Genomic DNA, 18,219 nt, shown 5'->3' with positions numbered 1-18,219 from the left:
CAAACTTCATCGGGCTTTCACCGGCCAGTCATCGCGTCCCTTTATCGTGGCGGCTGAAATTTTTCAGCAGCGCGGCGTGCAGGCAAATTTGTCTATACGTCTAAACAGAGGAGCATCGTCGATGAAGAAGCAGATGGCAGTCACAGTCGGTCTGGCCGTGTCCGGACTCTTGTCCCCGCTGGCTTACGCCAAAACCACGTTGACGGTGTACACCGCGCTGGAGGCCGACCAGGTCAAGGACTACCAGCGCGCGTTCGAGCAGGCCAATCCGGATATCGAAATCCGCTGGGTGCGCGATTCCACCGGTATCATCACGGCCAAGCTGCTGTCGGAGAAGAACCACCCGCAGGCCGACGTGGTATGGGGCCTGGCCGCCACCAGCCTGATGATCCTGGACCAGCAGGGCATGTTGCAGCCGTACGCGCCCAAGGGCGTGGAGAAGCTGAGCCCGCAGTTCGTCGACAAGGCCAGGCCGCCGCAATGGACCGGCATGAATGTGTGGGCCGCCACCATCTGTTTCAACACCGTCGAGGCCGCGAAGAAACATCTGCCGAAGCCGGAGAGCTGGGCCGATCTGACCAAGCCCGTGTACAAGGGCCAGATCGTGATGCCGCACCCGGCCTCGTCGGGCACCGGCTATCTCGACGTCTCGGCCTGGCTGCAGATGATGGGCGAGCAGAAGGGCTGGGCCTATATGGACAAGCTGCACGCCAATATGGCGCAGTACGTCCACTCCGGCTCCAAGCCTTGCAAGATGGCCGCCGCCGGCGAGTATCCGATCGGCATCTCCTTCGAGTACCGCGGCGCCGAACTGAAGCGCAAGGGCGCGCCGATCGATCTGGTCTATCCGAAGGAGGGCCTGGGCTGGGAGCTGGAGGCCACCGCCATCATCAAGGGCAGCAAGAATCTCGAAGCCGCGAAGCGGTTGTCCGACTTCTCGGTCAGCCTGCCGGCGATGAAGCTGTACGACCAGAACTACGCGGTGCTGGCGATGCCGGGCGTGGCCACGCGCAACCCGTTCATTCCGGTCGACTACACGCAGCGGCTGTCCCGCAACAACTTCGACTGGGCCGCGAAGAACCGCGAAGCCATCCTGAAGGAATGGTCGCGCCGCTATGAAAGCAAGGCCGCGCCGAAGGAGTGAGCGACCGCCGCGCCGGCCGCCCCCGTCCGGGGGCGGCTTGTTTCCATCACCAGGCACGGGAGTATCCGATGAAACCGGTCGATAGCCTGTCCGGCTTGTCCGAACATTTGTCCGCGCACGCGCTGACCCGCCGCTTCGGCGCCTTCACCGCGCTGGACGCGGTGTCCCTTTCCATCCGCAAGGGCGAGTTCGTCTGCCTGCTCGGACCGTCCGGCTGCGGCAAGACCACGCTGCTGCGCCTGATCGCCGGACTGGATCTGCCGGACGCCGGCGCCATCCATCTGTCCGGGCGCGACATCACCCGCGCGGCGCCGGCCAGCCGCGACTACGGCATCGTGTTCCAGAGCTACGCGCTGTTTCCCAATCTGACGGTGGCCGACAACATCAGCTACGGCCTGCGGCCGCGGCGGGACCGGGAAGGCCACGCCAGGCGCGTGCGCGAGCTGCTGGACATCGTCGGCCTGGCCGGCGCCGACGGCAGATACCCGTCGCAGCTGTCCGGCGGCCAGCAGCAGCGGGTGGCGCTGGCGCGCGCGCTGGCCACCTCGCCGGGCCTGCTGTTGCTGGACGAGCCGCTGTCGGCGCTGGACGCGCGGGTGCGCGACAAGCTGCGCGAGGAGTTGAAAGGCCTGCAGCGGCGTCTCGGCGTGACGACGCTGATGGTGACGCACGATCAGGAAGAGGCGCTGGCCATCGCCGACCGGGTGGTGGTGATGAACGCCGGCCGGATCGAGCAGGTGGGCACGCCGTCCGAGATCTACCGCCGTCCGGCCAGCCGCTTCGTCGCCGAATTCGTCGGCGACGCCAACTGGCTGCCGGCGACCCGGCTCGGCGCGCGCGAGGCGGGGATAGGCGGCTGCGTGCTGGGGCTGGAACAGGATTTGCCGGATTGTGGCGCGCTGACCTTGTTTCTGCGGCCGGAGGACATCATCGTCAAACCGCGCTGGGAGCCGGCGCCGAACACCTTGCTGGCGCGGGTCGAGGACGTGGCTTTCGGCGGCGCGATGACCGATGTCCGGTTGCGGCCGGAGGGCATGCCCGGCGTGACGCTGCGCGCCGAAGTGTGTCCGTCGATGCTGAACCGGCAGCCGTTGCTGCCGGGAGAGATCGTGCCGGTGGAACTGCCTGCAGCCTTGCTGCGCGCCTATCCGCGGGAGGCCGCATGCTGAGCCTGGCATGGAAAATGGCGCGATCCGCCAATCGGGAGTCATCGGCGGCGACGGCGCTGGTGTGGACGCTGGTGGCCGCGTTGGCGCTGGCGTTGGGCCTGCCCTTGCTGTCCATCCTGGGCAAGTCGGTGTTGACGACGGACGGCGACTTCGCCGGCCTCGCCAACTTCGCCTCGGTGCTGGATTCCCCCGGTCTGATGCGCGCGGCAGGCAACAGCCTGCTGCTGGCGACGACGGTGTCGGCGCTGGTGGTGCCGCTGGCCTTCGCCTTCGCCTGGGCGCTGCGCCGCAGCCGGGCCTGGGGGCGCGGCCTGTTTCGCCAGATCGCGCTGGCGCCGCTGCTGGCGCCGTCGCTGATGCCGGCGATCTCGCTGGTCTATCTGTTCGGCAATCAGGGCCTGCTGAAGGACTGGCTGCACGGCGGCAGCGTCTACGGCTTCTGGGGCGTGGCGCTGGGCGAGGCCTTCTACACCTTCCCGTACGCGCTGATGATACTGTCGGTGGCGCTGTCGGCCGCCGACGCCCGCCTGTACGAGGCGGCCAGGACGCTGGGCGCCGGTCCCTTGCGCCAGTTCCTGACCGTCACGCTGCCGGGGGCGCGTTACGGCCTGGTGTCGTCGGCGCTGGTGGTGTTCACCGTGGTGATCACCGATTTCGGCGTGCCCAAGGTGGTCGGCGGCGATTGCAATGTGCTGGCGGTGGAGGCGTACAAGCAGGTGGTGGGGCAGCAGAACTTCCCGCGCGGCGGGGTGGTAGGGCTGATGCTGTTGCTGCCAGCGGTGCTGTCCTTCTTCATCGAGCGCGCGATGGCCCGGCGCCAGCAGGCGGCGCTGACCGCCAGGGCGGTGTGGTATGTGCCGGCGCCGGACTGGCGGCGCGACGCGGCGGCCACCGCGCTGCTGGCGCTGATCTCGCTGCCGCTGTTGGCGCTGCTGGGCATGGGCGTGGCCGCCTCCTTCATCCAGTACTGGCCGTACGATCTGTCGTTCACGCTGGCGCACTACCGCTTCGACGATGTCGACGGCGGCGGCTGGGGTTCTTATTTCAACAGCCTGGGCATGGCGGCTGCGACCGCGGTGATCGGCAGCGCGCTGGTCTTTCTCGGCGCCTATGCCTGCGACAAGCTGAAGGCGGCGCCGCTGGGCCGCGCGTTGCTGCGTTTCCTGGCGATGCTGCCGATGGCGGTGCCGGGCCTGGTGCTGGGCCTGGGCTATGTGTTTTTCTTCAATCATCCGGCCAATCCGCTGAACGCGCTGTATGGCGGCATGGCGCTGATGGTGGCCTGCACCATCGCCCACTTCTACACCACGGCGCACCTGACCGTCGCCGCGTCGCTGGGCCAGCTGGACGGCGAGTTCGAGGCGGTGGCGGCCTCGCTGAAGGTGCCGTTCTGGACCACGCTGCGTCGGGTGACGCTGCCGGTCTGCCTGCCGGCCCTGCTGGACGTCGCGCGCTTCCTCTTCGTGTCGGCGATGACCACGCTGTCGGCGCTGATCTTCATCATCAGCCCGGGCAAGGGCCTGGCGGCGGTGGCCATCGTGACGATGGACGATGCCGGCGACACCGCGGCGGCGGCGGCGATGGCGACGCTGATCGCGCTGACCTCCGGCGCGGCCTGGCTGCTGGCGCTGGGACTGGAACGGGCGTTGGCGCGGCGCCACCAGCGCTGGCGGCGCGGCGGCGAAGCGAAACGCTGACGCGGCGCTCCCCGGCCGCGTCCGCCGCCGATTCACGGATCCGGATCGGCGGCGTCCCATTCCAGGAGCCTGTTCACGCCATTGAGCGGGCGCTTGGCGCCGCGGCGCGACGCCGCGGTTTGCAATTCTGTTGAATTGTCATGACGGCGGCCTATATCTGTAAAGCATGAGGAAGCGATTTCGAGCGCAGGCGCAGCCGGGGAGGCCGTATGCATCGCCAGTCACCTATTTATGTCCGCATCGCGCTGCTGGCCGCCTGCCTGCTGCCGGCCGGCTGCGGCAGCGTCGACGCCGGCAAGTTTTCGGCGTGGAGCGAAGCGGCGCGCCAGGTGGAGTCCGGCGCCGATGCCAGCTTCGACGCGCTGGAGCGGGACGCCCGCGACAGCGCGGTGCTGACGGCGCCGGACCGCAAGATAGGCCGCGAAGGCTTCCCGCTGCTCAACGCCCAGGGCGAGTCGTACGATCTGGCGACGCCGCTGGGCCGGCTGCGCGCCTCGCTCGACATGTTGTGCCGCTACGCCGATGCGCTGGCCAAGCTGGCCGGCGCCGGCAACGCCGCCGACGTCGACCATTCGGCGCAGGATCTGGCCGCCAGCCTGCGGTCGTTGCAGGGCAGCGGGATCAGCGCCGCCACCGCCAACGGTCTGTCCACCGCCGTCGACGCCTATGGCCAGGCGCTGCTGGCCAGCGCGCGCAAGGACGGCCTGCGCCGGACCATGGATAGGGCCCAGCCGGGACTGGACAGGCTGGCCGAGGAGATGCGGCAGGCGCTGCCGGAATTGAGGCTGTATCTGCAGAACATCAAGCTGCGCTATCTGGGCTTTGTCGACGCCGACGGCGTGCGGCCGCGATACGGCAGCTGGGCGCGCTACCAGTTCGACCAGGGGGCGGCCGGGCAGCTGGCGCAATACGACAGGCTGGACCAGGCGCTGGGCTCCGCCGACCGAGCCTTGCAGGCGTTTCCCGACACGCACCGCCAATTGCGCCGCAGCCTGGACGATCCGGGCGAGCGGCTGGAGCGGCTGCGCGACTTCATCGCCGAGGCCCGGCGTCTGCGGGGCTTCTACCGCGCGCTGCCCGGCCAATAGGAGGACGGAATGGACAATCACGACCTGGCTGAAAGCCTGACTGGTCTGGCCTCGCGGATGAACGATCTGATGGTGGCGACCACCGGCGACGACAGCCGCCGTTTCCAAGACTTGCAGAGCGAGCTGAGCGGGCAGGCGATGGCCGCCATCGCCCGCAGCCTGGACCAGACCACCAGCCAGTATGCCGATGCGGTGGCGACGCTGCAGTCCGCCTGCTCGGCCGCCGACGACGCCGAGCGGCGGCTGGCCCAGACCGCGAACTCGATAGAATTCGTCGCCAAGGCGCTGAAACTGGCCGCGCAGGCCTCCGGCCAGGCCGCCGCCTTGCTTGCTTGACGGCGGTGGGACTGGTGAAAACACCGAACATTCTTTAACAAGCTTTTCCCACCTTTCTAAAGCGTGCCGGCTGTCCGATATTGAGGAGAGCCTCAGGCGATCCTGACGGCCTGGCAGTGCGATCCGGTGCAGCAAGCGGTTTTCTCCAGTTCATGCAGCAGGGGGGCGCCCCTCCGGGGCCGACAGATCATGATAGATACTCCGGAAGCCAAACTCGGATTGGGCAAAGGCAAGCCGTCCTCGTCCGCCACATGGTGGGCGCTGGCCGGCTTGTTCCTCGCGCTGTGCGGGCTGGCCGTATCGCTATTCCTCAACGAAGTCCACACTTCGCGCTTCCAAGCATTGTTCTTCAGCCATGCCAGCCGCCACGCGACGTTCAAGGTGGAGCCGGGCAAGAGCCGGGACATGCGCTTTCCCGTTGCCGGCGGCCCCTACGATCAGCGGCTGGGTTACTCCAGCCTGCCAGGCTACCTGGCGCGGCTGCAGCAGCGCGGCTTCGCGGTGTCGGAGCAGGCGCGGCAGTCGCCGGAGCTGATCAAGCTGGCCGACAGCGGCGTCACCGGTCCGCTGCTGCCGCTGGGTCTGTTCCTGCCCTACAAGGAGAAGGACCAGGGCGGTCTGCGGCTTTACGACGGCTATGGCCGCGCGATCTACCAGACGCCGTATCCACAGCGCATCTATCCCGATTTCGACTCGCTGCCGCGCCTGCTGGTGTCCGGCCTGTTGTACATCGAAAACCACACCCTGCTCGACGACAGCAATCCGCAGCTGAATCCGGCGGTGGAATGGTCGCGTTTCGGCAAGGCGCTGGTCGACGAAGGCCTGCACCTGTTCCGGCCGGGCTACCATTCCGCCGGCGCCAGCACGCTGGCGACGCAGATCGAGAAATTCCGCCATTCGCCGGGCGGCCGCACCGGCTCGCCGAAGGAGAAGCTGCGCCAGATGCTGTCGGCCTCGGTGCGCGCCTACCAGAACGGCGAGGACACCACCGGTTCGCGGCGGCAACTGGTGGTCGCCTACCTGAACACCGTGCCGCTGGCGGCGCGCGCCGGCTTCGGCGAGATTTCCGGCATCGGCGACGGCATGTGGGCGTGGTACGGCCGCTCGTTCAAGGAGGTCAACGACACGCTGGCCAGCACGCGTCCGCAGTCGGTGCAGGAACAGGCCACGGTGTTCAAGGAGGCGTTCAGCCTGATGATTTCGCAGCGCAGTCCGTCGTTCTATCTGAACGGCGACATGAAGGTGCTGGAGGAACTGACCGACTCCTATCTGCGCCTGATGGCGCGCGACAAGGTGATCACGCCGGAACTGCGCGACGCCGCGCTGCAGGTTTCGCTGCGTCAGCAGCGGGAGCGCGCCAGCCTGACGCCCAAGTCGCTGGTCGAGCGCAAGGGCGCCAACGCGGTGCGGGTCAAGCTCGCGGGCATGCTCGGCGTGTCCCGGATGTATGATCTGGACCACCTCGACCTGACCGTCAACAGCACGCTGGACTCCGGGCTGCAGCAGAGCGTCACCGACCAGCTGCTGAAGCTGCGCGACCCGGACTACGCCAAGTCGGTCGGGCTGGGCGACAAATTCCTGTTGCAGCAGGGCTCGCCCGGCGGCGTCACCTACAGCTTCACGCTGATCGAGCGCACGCCGAACGGCAACAAGGTCAGAGTGCAGGCCGACAACTTCGACCAGCCCTTCGACATCAACGAGGGCACCAAGCTGGATTTGGGCTCTACCGCCAAGCTGCGCACGCTGGTGACCTATCTGGAAGTGATCGCCGACCTGCACCGGCAATATGCCGCCGTCGGTCGCGACGAGCTGGCCAAGATCCGGCCGACCGAGCACGAGCCGGTGCTGCGGCGCTGGGCGATAGACTATCTGCGCCAGAGCGACGACCGCAGCCTGTCGACGATGCTGGCGGCGGCGATGGAGCGAAAATACAGCGCCAGCCCCGGCGAAAGCTTCTTCACCGGCGGCGGACGCCATACCTTCGAGAACTTCGAGAAGAGCGACAACGGCCGCATCATGACGCTGCGCGACGCCACCCAGCATTCGGTCAACCTGGTGTACATCCGGCTGATGCGCGACATCTCCCGCTACTACATGTATCCGGTGGGCTATGACCGCGAGGTGATGGGCGACAAGGACGATCCGCGCCGGCGCGCCTATCTGCAGCGCTTCGCCGACCGCGAGGGGCGCACCTTCATGGCCGGCTTCTACCGCAAGTACCACGGCAAGAGCTCGAGCGAGATCGACGCCATCCTGGTAGAGAAGGCGCGCCGCAGCGCCAAGCGGCTGGCGGTGATCTTCCGCAGCGTCCATCCGCAAGCCGGCCAGACCGAGATGGCGGCCTTCATCGCCAAATACCTGACGACGCCGACCAAGCTCGATTCGGCCGCGATCGGCAAGCTGTACGACGAACTGGGGCCGGACCGCTTCAACCTGGCCGACCGCGGCTATCTGGCCGGCATCCACCCGCTGGAATTGTGGATGGTGGCCTATCTGCACGCGCATCCGCAGGCCGGCTGGAGCGAAATGGTGAACGCCAGCGCCGCCCAGCGCCAGGAAGTCTACCAGTGGCTGTTCAACAGCAAGCACAAAGGCGGCCAGGACAACCGCATCCGCCAGATCCAGGAGATAGACGCCTTCCGCCAGATCCACGCGGCGTGGAAGCGCATGGGCTACCCGTTCGACTCGCTGGTGCCGTCCTACGCCACCGCGCTGGGGGCCTCCGCCGACCGGCCGGCGGCGCTGGCCGAGCTGATGGGCATTCTGTCCAATGACGGCGTGCGTCTGCCGACGGTGTACATCGACAAGCTGCATTTCGCCTCCGACACGCCTTACGACTCCACGTTGACCGAAGCGCCGACGCGCGGCGTGCGCGTGCTGCCGCCGGAAATTCCGCAACTGGTGCGCCAGGTGCTGTCCGAAGTGGTCGACAAGGGCACCGCCCACCGCGTTTCGGGCGCCTTCGACCGCAAGAAGGGCGAGCACACGCTGATCGGCGGCAAGACCGGCACCGGCGACAACCGCTTCAAGACCTTCTCGCGCGGCGGCGGCCTGACCTCGGCCCGCGTGGTCAGCCGCTCCGGCGCCTTCGTGTTCTACATCGGCGACCATTATTTCGGCACTATCGTCGCCTATGTGGCTGGGCCGAAGGCGGCCGACTACAAATTCACCAGCGCCTTGCCGGTGCAGGTGCTGAAAGTGTTGGCGCCTACGCTGATGCCGCGGCTGGACCTGAGCGCCCGCGAGACCAGCCACGGCGCCGACAGCGTGGCCGAAGGCACGCCCGACGTGGGCGTGCAGCGCGGCACGCCGTTATGCCTGGTGCCCAGCCTGGACGGCATGTGCCAGCTGTTGAAGCCGCCGGCGATGGAGGCGCTGCCGCGCCGCGAGAAGGACGCGCTGATCACCGGCCGGCGCGACGAAGGCTAGGCCGGCGCTTGCCGGCCGGGCGGCTTGCTGCTATCTTGCCCCGCCATGCGCTGCGGGCAGCCGCCCGTAACCGTAAGGGCCTGTTCGCGGGCTCTAAGCGCTTACGTCAATCCACGCGCTTTTGTCCACCGCCGGGTGGCTGGGTGCGTGGCATCCGCGTCGAGACGCCTGCCGCCCCCGCCCGCGGTGCGGAGATTGTTTCATGTCCGAAGTCGTCGCTTTTCCCGTCGCCTATCGTCGCCTGCTGGCGAAGACCGCCGCCTTGTTCCTGTCCTATCTCGCCGTGGCGATGTCGCTGCCGGCGACCTCCATCCATGTGATCGACACGCTGCATTTCGGCAATGCCGCCGGCGGCCTGGCGGTCGGCATCGCCTTCTTGTCCACCATCCTGACCCGGGGTTACGCCGGTCGCCTGTCCGATCTGCGCGGCGGCAAGGCCTGCATGCAGCGCGGTTTGTGCTGGTACGCGCTGGCCGGCCTGGTCTGTCTGGTGTCGGCGCGGTTCGCGGCGCAGCCGGGTCTTGGCCTGGGCATCCTGCTGGCTGGCCGCCTGCTGCTGGGCCTGGGCGAGAGTCTGGCCATCGTCGGCATGGCGGCGTGGAGCATAGGCCTGATGGGGCCGGCCCATTCCGGCCGGGTGATGTCGCTGGTCGGCATCGGCATGTACGGCGCCTTCGCCGCCGGCGGCCCGCTCGGCCTGCTGCTGTACCGTCATGCCGGTTTCGAAGTCCTGATGCTGGTTTGCATTTTGTTGCCGTTGGCCGGGCTGGCGCTGGTGCATCGTTTCGCGCCGGTCGCGCCGCCGGTCGGCAAGCGAGAGCCGTTCCTGCGCATTGTCGGCCGCATCGGTCTGCCCGGCGCGGCGGTATTCCTGCAAGGGGTCGGTTTCGCCGGCCTGGGCGCGTTTTTCGCGCTGTATTTTTCCAGCCGGGGCTGGGCCTGGGGCGGTTTGGGACTGACCGGTTTCGGCGCCGGCTTCGTGCTGGTGCGATTGGGTTTCGGCCATCTGCCCGATCGCATCGGCGGCGCGCGGGTGGCGATGCTGTCGCTGGCGATAGAGGCTTGCGGCCAGGCGCTGATCTGGCTGTCGCCAAACCCGGCCGGCGCGCTGGCCGGCGCCTTGCTGACTGGCATCGGCTGCTCGATGGTGTTTCCTGCCATGGGCGTCGAAGTGGTGCGTCGGGTGCCCGCGCATCTGCGCGGCTCGGCCCTGGGCGGTTTCGCCGCCTGCCAGGACCTGGCCTATGGCCTGACCGGTCCGATCGCGGGCCTGTTCGCGGACCGCTTCGGTTACGGCGCGGTATTCCTGGCCGGCATGGCGTGCGCCTTGCTGGGCATGGCGGCGGCGGCGTCGCTGCGGGTCGGGCAAGCGCCGGAGACCGACGGCGCCGCTGTGTAGCGGCCGCTTGCTTGCGAGAGCCTCCGGCAGAAAACGGCCGCTGCCGCAAAAGACGTTGAACAGGCTCGACGGCGTTTGGCGCCGGGCGGGAGAGGCGCAGGCCGGCCCGCCGGTGCCATTGTTTTTTCTCATATGTGCCAATTTTGGCGATTAACGCTTGCCAAATGAATTTTGCCGAGTGGCTTATCTGTGTTAAATTGGTCTGCGATTGAACAATATTGCTTGCGTTCAATCGATCTACCCCTTTGCAGCCGCGCCATGCGGCTTTTTTTCTGCCTGTCGCCAAAACCTGGCCGAACTTCCCTCCGTCCCCAAGACGCCGTCGATGGCCACCACCGCCGGGTGCGAGCCCGCGTCAGCGCTGCCGGTCCGATGCCGGCCATGCCGGCTTGAATGCCCGCCGCGCCGCCATTTTTAAGACAAATCCGAAATACTGCGCGGCGCATCAGTCTGATGGATAAATGTTCTAGATTGAAACGCATGGCGCCATGCCGGCGCGGCAACACACGGGGGCGGTGGGTGCAGTCTTATATTGCAAGCTTCGATATCGGCACTTCAGAGGTGAAGGCCGCACTGCTCGGCCGGCATGGCGGATCGAGTCTGGAGCATTCGATCGCGCTGACGACTTTCTGCGATGGCGACGGCGCGGTCGAACAGGAGGCGCGCGACTGGTTCGACGCGGTACGGCGCATCGCCGCCGATTGGTGGCGTTCCGGCATCGCGCCGAGCCAGATAGCGATGATAGCCATCAGCGGACAAATGCAGAATTTCCTGCCTTTGGACCGCGATCAGGCGCCATTGCATCGGGCCGTGCTTTATGCCGATCAGCGTCCTTTGCCGGAGGCGCGGGAAGTCAATGCGCGTTATGGCGCCGACATCTTGTCGCGCGAGCTCGACAATCCGCTGACGGCGGCGTCCATTCTTCCCAAGCTGCTGCGCTGGCGCAGCGAATTTTCCCGGGATTGCCAACGGCTGAGGCGCATCGTGCTGGGCGCCAAGGATTATGTCGTGCTGTGCCTGACGGGAAGCCACATCACCGATCGCACCAATGCCTCGACTACCGGGCTGTATTTGCCCAAGGCCGATGCCTGGCATGCCGGCTTGCTCGCCGATTATGGTTTTCCGCTGGAACTGATGCCCGAGCTGCGCCGTCCGGGGGAGCTGGCCGGCGTCGTTTCCGCGTTAGCCGCCAGCCAGACAGGCTTTGCCGCCGGCACCCCGGTGCTGTGCGGAATGGGCGATGCCGGGGCCGCGACGCTGGGCGCTGGGGTATGCCGGGCGGGCGAGGCGTATCTATACCTGGGCACGACGGCTTGGCTTGCGCATCTGGCGCCTCCCGATACGGCGGCGGCCATGCCTTGCCGCTCGGTGTTCAGGCTAGCCGGGATTGCCGACGGCCTGTCGCTGCGGGTGGCACCGACGCTGAACGCCGGCAATATTCTGCGCTGGGCGCTCACCCTGATTGGCCATCAGCACGGGGATGGCGCCGCCGACTTCTTCCGGCAGTTTGCCGCCGAGGTACGGGACGTCGAGGTGCCCGCTTCCTTATTGTTCGTTCCTTACCTGCACGCGGAACGGTGTCCGATTGTCTTGCCTGCGCCGAGCGGAGCGCTGTTGGGCATTACGGCCGCGACCACCCGCGGCCAGATTCTTCAAGCGGTGTTGCAGGGCACCGCCTTGTCGTTGCGCTGGTGCGCCGAGTTGTTGGGCATGCAAGCCACCGCCCCGTTGACGGTGGTCGGCGGAGGTGTCAGATGCGAAGCCTGGCTGCAGGCCATTGCCGATACCCTGGAGTTCGAGTTGTTGGCCAAGCCCGATGCTCAGATGCTTCCATTGCGCGGGCTGGCGGCCCTGGCCGCGGTGGAGCTGGGCTGGAGCCGCAGCGCAGAGGCGTTTCTCGAATGCATCGATGGAACGATGTCCACGCCGACGCTATGGCGGCCGCGCAACGGCGACAGGCATCGCATTGGCGCCAAGTTTGACACGTTCAAACGCTATGCCGCGGCCTTGCCGGCGATGGCCGATTGATGGCGACGCAGCTGCAGCGGGCGGAGGGGAGCCTGCCGCATCGCTGATGCCGTGCACGCGTGGCTCGCAAGCCAAGCGGCTCAGACGTGGTAGGGGTGGCCGCGCATCAGGCAATGCCGGGCACCGCGAGGGCATTCGACCGTATCGGGGCAGACTGCATGTCGTATCGCGAATCGTCGCTGTCGATGCGGTCCTGGCACTGTTTTTAGGTGTGGCGTCATGAAATTTCTCTTTCCAGGGCCATGATCAAATTAAGCAGTGCTTGTCTGATTGCTTTGGGATTGTTTTCCCGGCAGGCAATCATCGATTTTCTACTTTCCTGCATGATCGTAGCTAAACCGGTATTCTGTGCCAAGAAGTCTATTTCTTGCAGTGCGTTCATTATTTCATTATTGATGATTTCATCAATTTCTTTTTCTGGTTTTCGACAAGGAGTTAAACGAGCTCTTTCAGAAAAGCATGCCGCTCGACATATGTCTTGCTTTCGTAGCTGAATCTCGACTTCCAATAAAAAGCTTCTGATGCGGTCGATGTGGATGGCTATTAGAATTCGGTTGGCGACATGGCTTGCTGTTATTTCAAGTTTTTTTTCCATCTAGATAGTTCCTTGTATTATTTTCTTGTTGGATGGTAGTTTGTATTCTAACTCGATGGGAGATTTGGAATAAATTTTAAGAGTTGTCCTAAAATAATATAAAAGAACTGTGTTTATTGTGATTGAGGTGTACTAGTCACATCCTTGGTGATGCTTGCCTATGGAGGAGTAAGGTGATGACTGAGTATGATGGTGGTAAGAATATTGTAAGTCGTTCCGTTTTGTGCATGGCGAGAGAAAGAATTCAGGCGGATTTTTTGCGGCTGATTTTACTTTTCGAATCGGGAAGTTATGACGAAATGGTCGGTGTTTCTCACTCGCTGGCAGGTTTGTCTCTTTACTTGGATTTGAATGACCTGGCTGCATGTTGCTCTGAGATTGAATCAGTTTCTTTGCAGAAGGATATTGAAAAGATGAAGATCGAGATGGAAAATTTGAGAGATGTAGTGAGAGGATCTATCAGTAAAATGGATAATAGGATTACCAATACCGAATCAAGGGGTTAATAAGACCCTCGCCCTCGAGCGCGATGCTCAGGGCGAGGTAAAAGCCAGTTTTAAGAAAAGCTATTGAGCGGAAATGCAAAAATTCCATTCATGTAATTCTCAAGAGCCAGGCAGTAAGGGTGATTGTCCGAGCCATATAAGATGGAGTAATGTTGTAAAACCCTTCTCGGTATTCTTAACCGTCTAAGGGAATGATTTTTTTTGATTGGATCAAGATGGCTGGGCAGCATGGTCCAAAGGATTTTTGATTCTAGAAGCTCTCTGCGCAGGCTGGCTTGCAAGATCATCGCCAGTTCTGATTTTGCTTGATGATTGCTGATGCGATTGGGTGGATACCAGTGATCAATGCTTGCCAGTGTCAAATTTGCGCAAGTGATGACTGCCCTGCAATGATGTATTACTTCTCCATCCTTTAATCTCAATTGTTCTTTGGTAAAGGTTGGCGCCGGGCGAAATGCCGTCTTGTCATGTTTTAAGATGACTCTTGGTTGTGGAACGATACGAAAGTTTCTGCACCATGCTTGTAAGGCATCCGTCAGGCAAGGAGTCGATAACAAAATAGAGTTGAATCCTTGCAACAATAAAAATGCTTTTAAACGAATTAATGCAGTATCTTCCCAACCTGGGTAAAGCCAGACATCTTCCGATATATTTTTACTTGGCCGGAGTAGAGGCCACTTCCCACGCATAGTCAATTCCTTGGATAAAGCTGCCAGAGCAAGATGGCTGACGATTACGAATAGTCGTGCTGCATTTGTTCAATAATGGAGCTAGTCTGACTGGTGATTTCGCATAGGCCGGCATAGCTTGAGAATGGCGGTGGCGGCGGCATGCCTTCATCTAGTAAGCTCTGATTGCTGAAAGTCAGGCCAGACAAAGAAAACAGGGCGTACGTTCTGATGGCTCGCATGACCAACTTCGTGTCACAAGCCCCCAGTAGTTCGGGAAATTGGCTCTGTAGCTTTGAGATCTCGGTGGTTGATTTATATTGGTAGTTTTGTACTGGAGAATTGGCTACGGCTTGGGTGATGCTGGCATTGATTTCGGCAAAGGTGCATGAATCTATCAAGCCGGAAGAAATGTGATATATCCGGTCTGCAAGCTTGCGTTTATTGCTTAAAAAAAGCAAAGCTTGAGCGCAATAATCAACTGGCACGATATCCATGGCCTGTTGTGGTTTGAAAGGAAAGCATCCCAAGGCGCGAGCAATGCGGAATGGCCAATACATGCTGCCGGATGTTGTACAGCCATGCTGGGAATGGCCAATAATGGTGGAGGGGCGAACAGCGATCAATGGGAGGGTGGGGAATTTTTTCCTTAACTGAGACTCTGCGGCATATTTACTCGCAGTATATTTTAAAAAATGCTGCGTATGCTCTCTGGCATCGTAGCTTTCTAGCACTGGAGAAATCGCTTGTTGACCGCAAGATGTGGCGATGCCAACCTGAATAAAGCGCCGTACTGCGCACAAGCCTTGCAATAGTCCGGCCATATTGACCACAGCAGTAACATTGCTAGTCCATAAAGACGGCTGATGGCTTAAAGATGTCACTGCTGCTAAATTAATGATATCCAATTGATCCGCCAGCTTATGTAGGTCTTTTCCCCATTCAAAAGCGGTGTTCAAATCACCGCAAATAATCTGATCGAGACGTAGTCTGGGAATTAATTTGAACTCGACGCCATGCTTCAGTAGCGTGTCAGCCAAGCGAAGCCTCCCATGAGCAGGGCTGCAGGCTCTAACTAAAAATAATGCTTCATCCCATTGTGGACTTTTGATCAGTTGGGCAGCCAATTCGCCGCCAAGGAAGCCTGTCGCTCCTGTTATAAACATGCGAGATCTCATTGTGCTTATCCTGGGTGCGGCTTATTGTGAGATGGTGTTTTTAGTTTTTAATATTTTCTGCATATATATCTTCCAATCGGATTCTGCGGTGTAACTGCAGGTGTCATGATCGTTTCCATTGATAATTAGTTTGTTTTTGGGTTCGGCAGAATAGTCATAAAGCTTTTCACCAAGTGATAAGGGAATTACAGGATCCTTATCGCAATGGATGAATAATTTTGGTATTGCCATCTCTCTTATTTTTTTGAAGGATTCGAATTTTTGGGTCAGTAAGAAAGATGGCAGCCATTGATATTTTCCAGTTTCTTTCAGGATGTCTGCGATCGATGTGAAGCTACCTTCTAATATCAAGTAATCTATTTCTGGGTGTTGTTGGCCAATGTTTATTGCTATCGCACTGCCTAGTGAATGGCCATAGATGGCGCGAATACCTTCTTTAGTAGCTGAAATCCATTTTAAATATTGCCAAGCTGCGAGAGCGTCTTCCGTAACACTATTCTCGCTTGGCAGTATTTTGGTGCTTTGGCCGAATCCGCGATAATCAACAGCCAGAACCGAATATCCAGCGTTCCATAGCTGCAGAATTTTATCGATATCTGTGGAGATAGAGCTGTCGCTTCCATGTAAATACAATATGCTGGCTTCCTGGTTGGGTAGCCACCATGCATGCAAGATCCCTTTGTCCTCATTCTGTTGATTTCTGACAGTAATCCATACATTTTGGAATGGAATACCTCTTTCTTCCGGTGTGGGGAGCAATTGGTGAGATGGGCTGAATATTTTCAACCTTTGCCAATGGTCAAAAAAAAGGGCGCCGATCAATGTGAGAGCGATAAAAAGCAGTAGTGATATTTTTGTCATGATGGATACCATTAGTGGCTATTTCCCACTCTCCAAATGAGCATTTACATAGCCTTCAGATAAAGGCATTCCAAATGAGCCGGCATAGAACGCGATCAATACTGCCGGCTTGTCGTAAGTGACACCTCGGTGCCAAGTTTTAACCGTTTCAAGCAAAGCTTGCCCAGGGTATATTGTGATGGTTTCCCGGTTTTGTTTTTCTACGGTCAATTTCCCAGATAATAGATAAGCAGCACTGGGCGCCGGATGAAAGTGCCACGGTAGTTTTGTTTTGGGGGGGATATATATTTTCATAACCGCAAGTTCGGGAATTCCGATTGGATAAGCTCGGTATGATTTGCCATCCCATGATTTACTACTTTGTGCTAGCACTTCAGTGGAAGCGGTTGGTGTATTTTCAGAACGCGCGCTGTTGGTTTGTACCAGGCAGGCGATGGCGATAATGGCCATCGAGATAAGCCTTGAAATCATGTTTGCCTCGACTTTGAACAAAGATAATATTTTTTGTTTGATAACGATGTTCAAATTAATGGCTGTTATTTGTAATTAATTTGAGATGAGAATATTTTAAGAATTGTCTGAATCCATTGATATAACCTTCCCTTGGATCAATTGCCAACTGTTTGAGCCAATTTCAGATTAATCTGAAAAATATTACGAATGGCTACAAACCGTTCGCGATGCGTTAACTTAGGATGGACAATGAGGGGTTAATGCCATAAAGAATAGGCGATATAGGTTTTTAATTTAACTGATGTATGCCAAATGCTTTTTTTGCTTGGCATAAATGACTTGCCATCTAATTGATTGTGATATTTTATTTCAAATTTAACGACTTATTTAAAATTTGCCTGCTGATTTTAGGAATTGTCCCGCTATCCGTGAATTTATATTGCTCGTCGATAGAACTCGGGCAAGCTGAGGTTTGCCATACAGCGTGGGCCAGGAGCCTCGTGCGCCAGGCCGTATCGCCACAATTCTTGGCAAGCATATGGGAAGAGAGCGGAATTCAGGATTCAAAGCACTTTGAATGACGATTCAGGACATTTCAGCAAAGTGGTTAAGCTATTGAGGCTGATATTTCCCCATGCGATGCCGCTATCCGGCGTATATCGGTAGCGGGTGGAAGGACTCGCTCCCAGGGCATGGCCGTATGTCGTGGCACGCTGTTTAATTGCGCGAGGCAAGCTCGCTCAGCAAGGAGGATGAGCGCTGTGGGAAAGAGCGAACAGAGGAGGCGGCATCGGAGAGCCGCATCGTCGCAATCGCATTTCAATGAAGTTTGCTGCTTGTTCGATTGCCTGGTAATGGCGGCCAATGCTTCAGTGAGCATGATGATGGCATATCAAGACAGGTGGTATAAGCGGTGCAGCGGGGGTGAAGCATCAGTTGGCTGCACTTTAAAAGTGGCGGCATACCCATAGGGTTGATGGTTGGGACCAGTATGAGAACAAGTAAATCGCTAATCTTCAAGAATGGTCGTCGTATCCGAGTTGGGCTGGTCGATGATCATCCTATTATTTTGCTGGGATTGGAGCAGTTTTTATCTCAGCAAATGGATGTCGAGCTGGTTTTTACTGCAACGACGATCCAAGAATATTTGCTTAACGTAAAGGAAGCGGCGCCATGTGATGTGCTGGTAATCGATTTTTCTATGCCAGATGAGGCAAAAGATGGTTTTGCCTGGTTGAGGGTGGCACAAGAAACAGCAAGGGATGCCAAAATCATTCTGTTTACTAGTCAGTTATATTTGACAAAAATTTGTCATGGAAAAAATGTCGGTGTCAGTGAGATTGTTTACAAAGGTGATTCTCAGCAAGTGTTGTTGGAAGCAATTAGAAATGCCGCTGATATTGAAGCATGTTCTATGGCTGATATGGCCAGCTGGGATAGGGATTCAAAAAAGCTGACTAAGAAAGAATGGGAAGTATTACTGTGGCTGGCAGAAGGAATGAGTGTTAGTGAAATCGCAGGAAAAAAGCAGCGCAGTATAAAGACAATTAGTACGCAGAAGCGATCAGTAATGAGGAAGTTGGGTATAAAAAATGATTTTGGTTTGATGAGTTATTTGGAGTTGGAGGGAGTCACCAAAATAAAGAAAGAGTCCCGGTGACTTGAATC

15 protein-coding genes are annotated in these 18,219 nt (G+C 59.7%); 10 read left to right on the top strand and 5 right to left on the bottom strand.

Annotated features, from left to right (window positions below; translation table 11 throughout):
• Positions 1-121: 121 nt before the first annotated feature.
• The 8 genes from CXB49_RS13090 to CXB49_RS13055 all read left to right on the top strand — a co-directional run bounded on the left by CXB49_RS13090 (position 122) and on the right by CXB49_RS13055 (position 12,290).
• On the top strand, positions 122-1,144 hold the full coding sequence (locus tag CXB49_RS13090; protein WP_101708811.1) for a putative 2-aminoethylphosphonate ABC transporter substrate-binding protein: 1,023 nt from the start codon (positions 122-124) through the stop codon (positions 1,142-1,144).
• Positions 1,145-1,212: 68 nt separating this feature from the next.
• Positions 1,213-2,313, top strand: a complete 1,101-nt coding sequence (locus CXB49_RS13085) for a putative 2-aminoethylphosphonate ABC transporter ATP-binding protein (RefSeq protein ID WP_101708810.1) — start codon at positions 1,213-1,215, stop codon at positions 2,311-2,313.
• A complete protein-coding gene (locus CXB49_RS13080) occupies positions 2,307-4,010 on the top strand; it encodes a putative 2-aminoethylphosphonate ABC transporter permease subunit (protein ID WP_101708809.1) in 1,704 nt (567 codons plus the stop codon). Before CXB49_RS13085 ends, CXB49_RS13080 begins: the two co-directional genes overlap by 7 nt.
• 209 nt (positions 4,011-4,219) lie before the next feature.
• Complete coding sequence (locus CXB49_RS13075) at positions 4,220-5,098, top strand: hypothetical protein (protein ID WP_101708808.1); 879 nt, start codon at positions 4,220-4,222, stop codon at positions 5,096-5,098.
• Between the two features lie 9 nt (positions 5,099-5,107).
• The gene (locus CXB49_RS13070; RefSeq protein WP_101708807.1) at positions 5,108-5,434 is read left to right on the top strand and encodes a hypothetical protein; all 327 of its coding nucleotides are present in this window, start codon (positions 5,108-5,110) and stop codon (positions 5,432-5,434) included.
• Between the two features lie 189 nt (positions 5,435-5,623).
• Positions 5,624-8,863, top strand: a complete 3,240-nt coding sequence (locus CXB49_RS13065) for a transglycosylase domain-containing protein (protein ID WP_101708806.1) — start codon at positions 5,624-5,626, stop codon at positions 8,861-8,863.
• Positions 8,864-9,065: 202 nt separating this feature from the next.
• Positions 9,066-10,262 (top strand): MFS transporter, encoded by a 1,197-nt coding sequence (locus tag CXB49_RS13060; protein WP_101708805.1) that lies wholly within the window; start codon positions 9,066-9,068, stop codon positions 10,260-10,262.
• A gap of 519 nt (positions 10,263-10,781) precedes the next feature.
• Positions 10,782-12,290, top strand: a complete 1,509-nt coding sequence (locus tag CXB49_RS13055; protein WP_158300839.1) for an FGGY-family carbohydrate kinase — start codon at positions 10,782-10,784, stop codon at positions 12,288-12,290.
• Positions 12,291-12,507: 217 nt separating this feature from the next.
• Here the strand turns inward: CXB49_RS13055 and CXB49_RS23570 are convergent, their stop codons facing one another.
• Positions 12,508-12,885 (bottom strand): hypothetical protein, encoded by a 378-nt coding sequence (locus tag CXB49_RS23570; RefSeq protein ID WP_158300838.1) that lies wholly within the window; start codon positions 12,883-12,885, stop codon positions 12,508-12,510.
• Positions 12,886-13,061: 176 nt separating this feature from the next.
• Here CXB49_RS23570 and CXB49_RS23565 point away from each other — a divergent pair, with 176 nt between their 5' ends.
• Positions 13,062-13,391, top strand: coding sequence for an Hpt domain-containing protein (locus tag CXB49_RS23565; RefSeq protein WP_158300837.1), 330 nt, complete (start codon positions 13,062-13,064; stop codon positions 13,389-13,391).
• A gap of 50 nt (positions 13,392-13,441) precedes the next feature.
• Here CXB49_RS23565 and CXB49_RS23560 read toward each other — a convergent pair whose 3' ends face one another.
• Genes CXB49_RS23560 through CXB49_RS13040 form a run of 4 tightly spaced genes read right to left on the bottom strand, consistent with a single transcriptional unit; the run spans position 13,442 to position 16,623 of the window.
• On the bottom strand, positions 13,442-14,080 hold the full coding sequence (locus CXB49_RS23560; protein ID WP_158300836.1) for a hypothetical protein: 639 nt from the start codon (positions 14,078-14,080) through the stop codon (positions 13,442-13,444).
• Between the two features lie 44 nt (positions 14,081-14,124).
• Entirely contained in the window at positions 14,125-15,237 is a 1,113-nt protein-coding gene (locus CXB49_RS13050) for an SDR family oxidoreductase (RefSeq protein ID WP_101708803.1), read from the bottom strand.
• Positions 15,238-15,258: 21 nt separating this feature from the next.
• Positions 15,259-16,110, bottom strand: a complete 852-nt coding sequence (locus CXB49_RS13045; protein ID WP_101708802.1) for an alpha/beta hydrolase — start codon at positions 16,108-16,110, stop codon at positions 15,259-15,261.
• Positions 16,111-16,116: 6 nt separating this feature from the next.
• Entirely contained in the window at positions 16,117-16,623 is a 507-nt protein-coding gene (locus tag CXB49_RS13040; RefSeq protein ID WP_158300834.1) for a cupin domain-containing protein, read from the bottom strand.
• A 919-nt stretch (positions 16,624-17,542) separates the two neighbouring features.
• Here CXB49_RS13040 and CXB49_RS13035 point away from each other — a divergent pair.
• On the top strand, positions 17,543-18,211 hold the full coding sequence (locus CXB49_RS13035; protein ID WP_158300833.1) for a response regulator transcription factor: 669 nt from the start codon (positions 17,543-17,545) through the stop codon (positions 18,209-18,211).
• The last annotated feature ends 8 nt before the right edge of the window (positions 18,212-18,219 follow it).

Source organism: Chromobacterium sp. ATCC 53434 (assembly GCF_002848345.1).
GTDB lineage: Bacteria > Pseudomonadota > Gammaproteobacteria > Burkholderiales > Chromobacteriaceae > Chromobacterium.
Note: the sequence above shows the minus strand (reverse complement) of the source record. Positions and strands in the feature narration are given on the sequence as shown.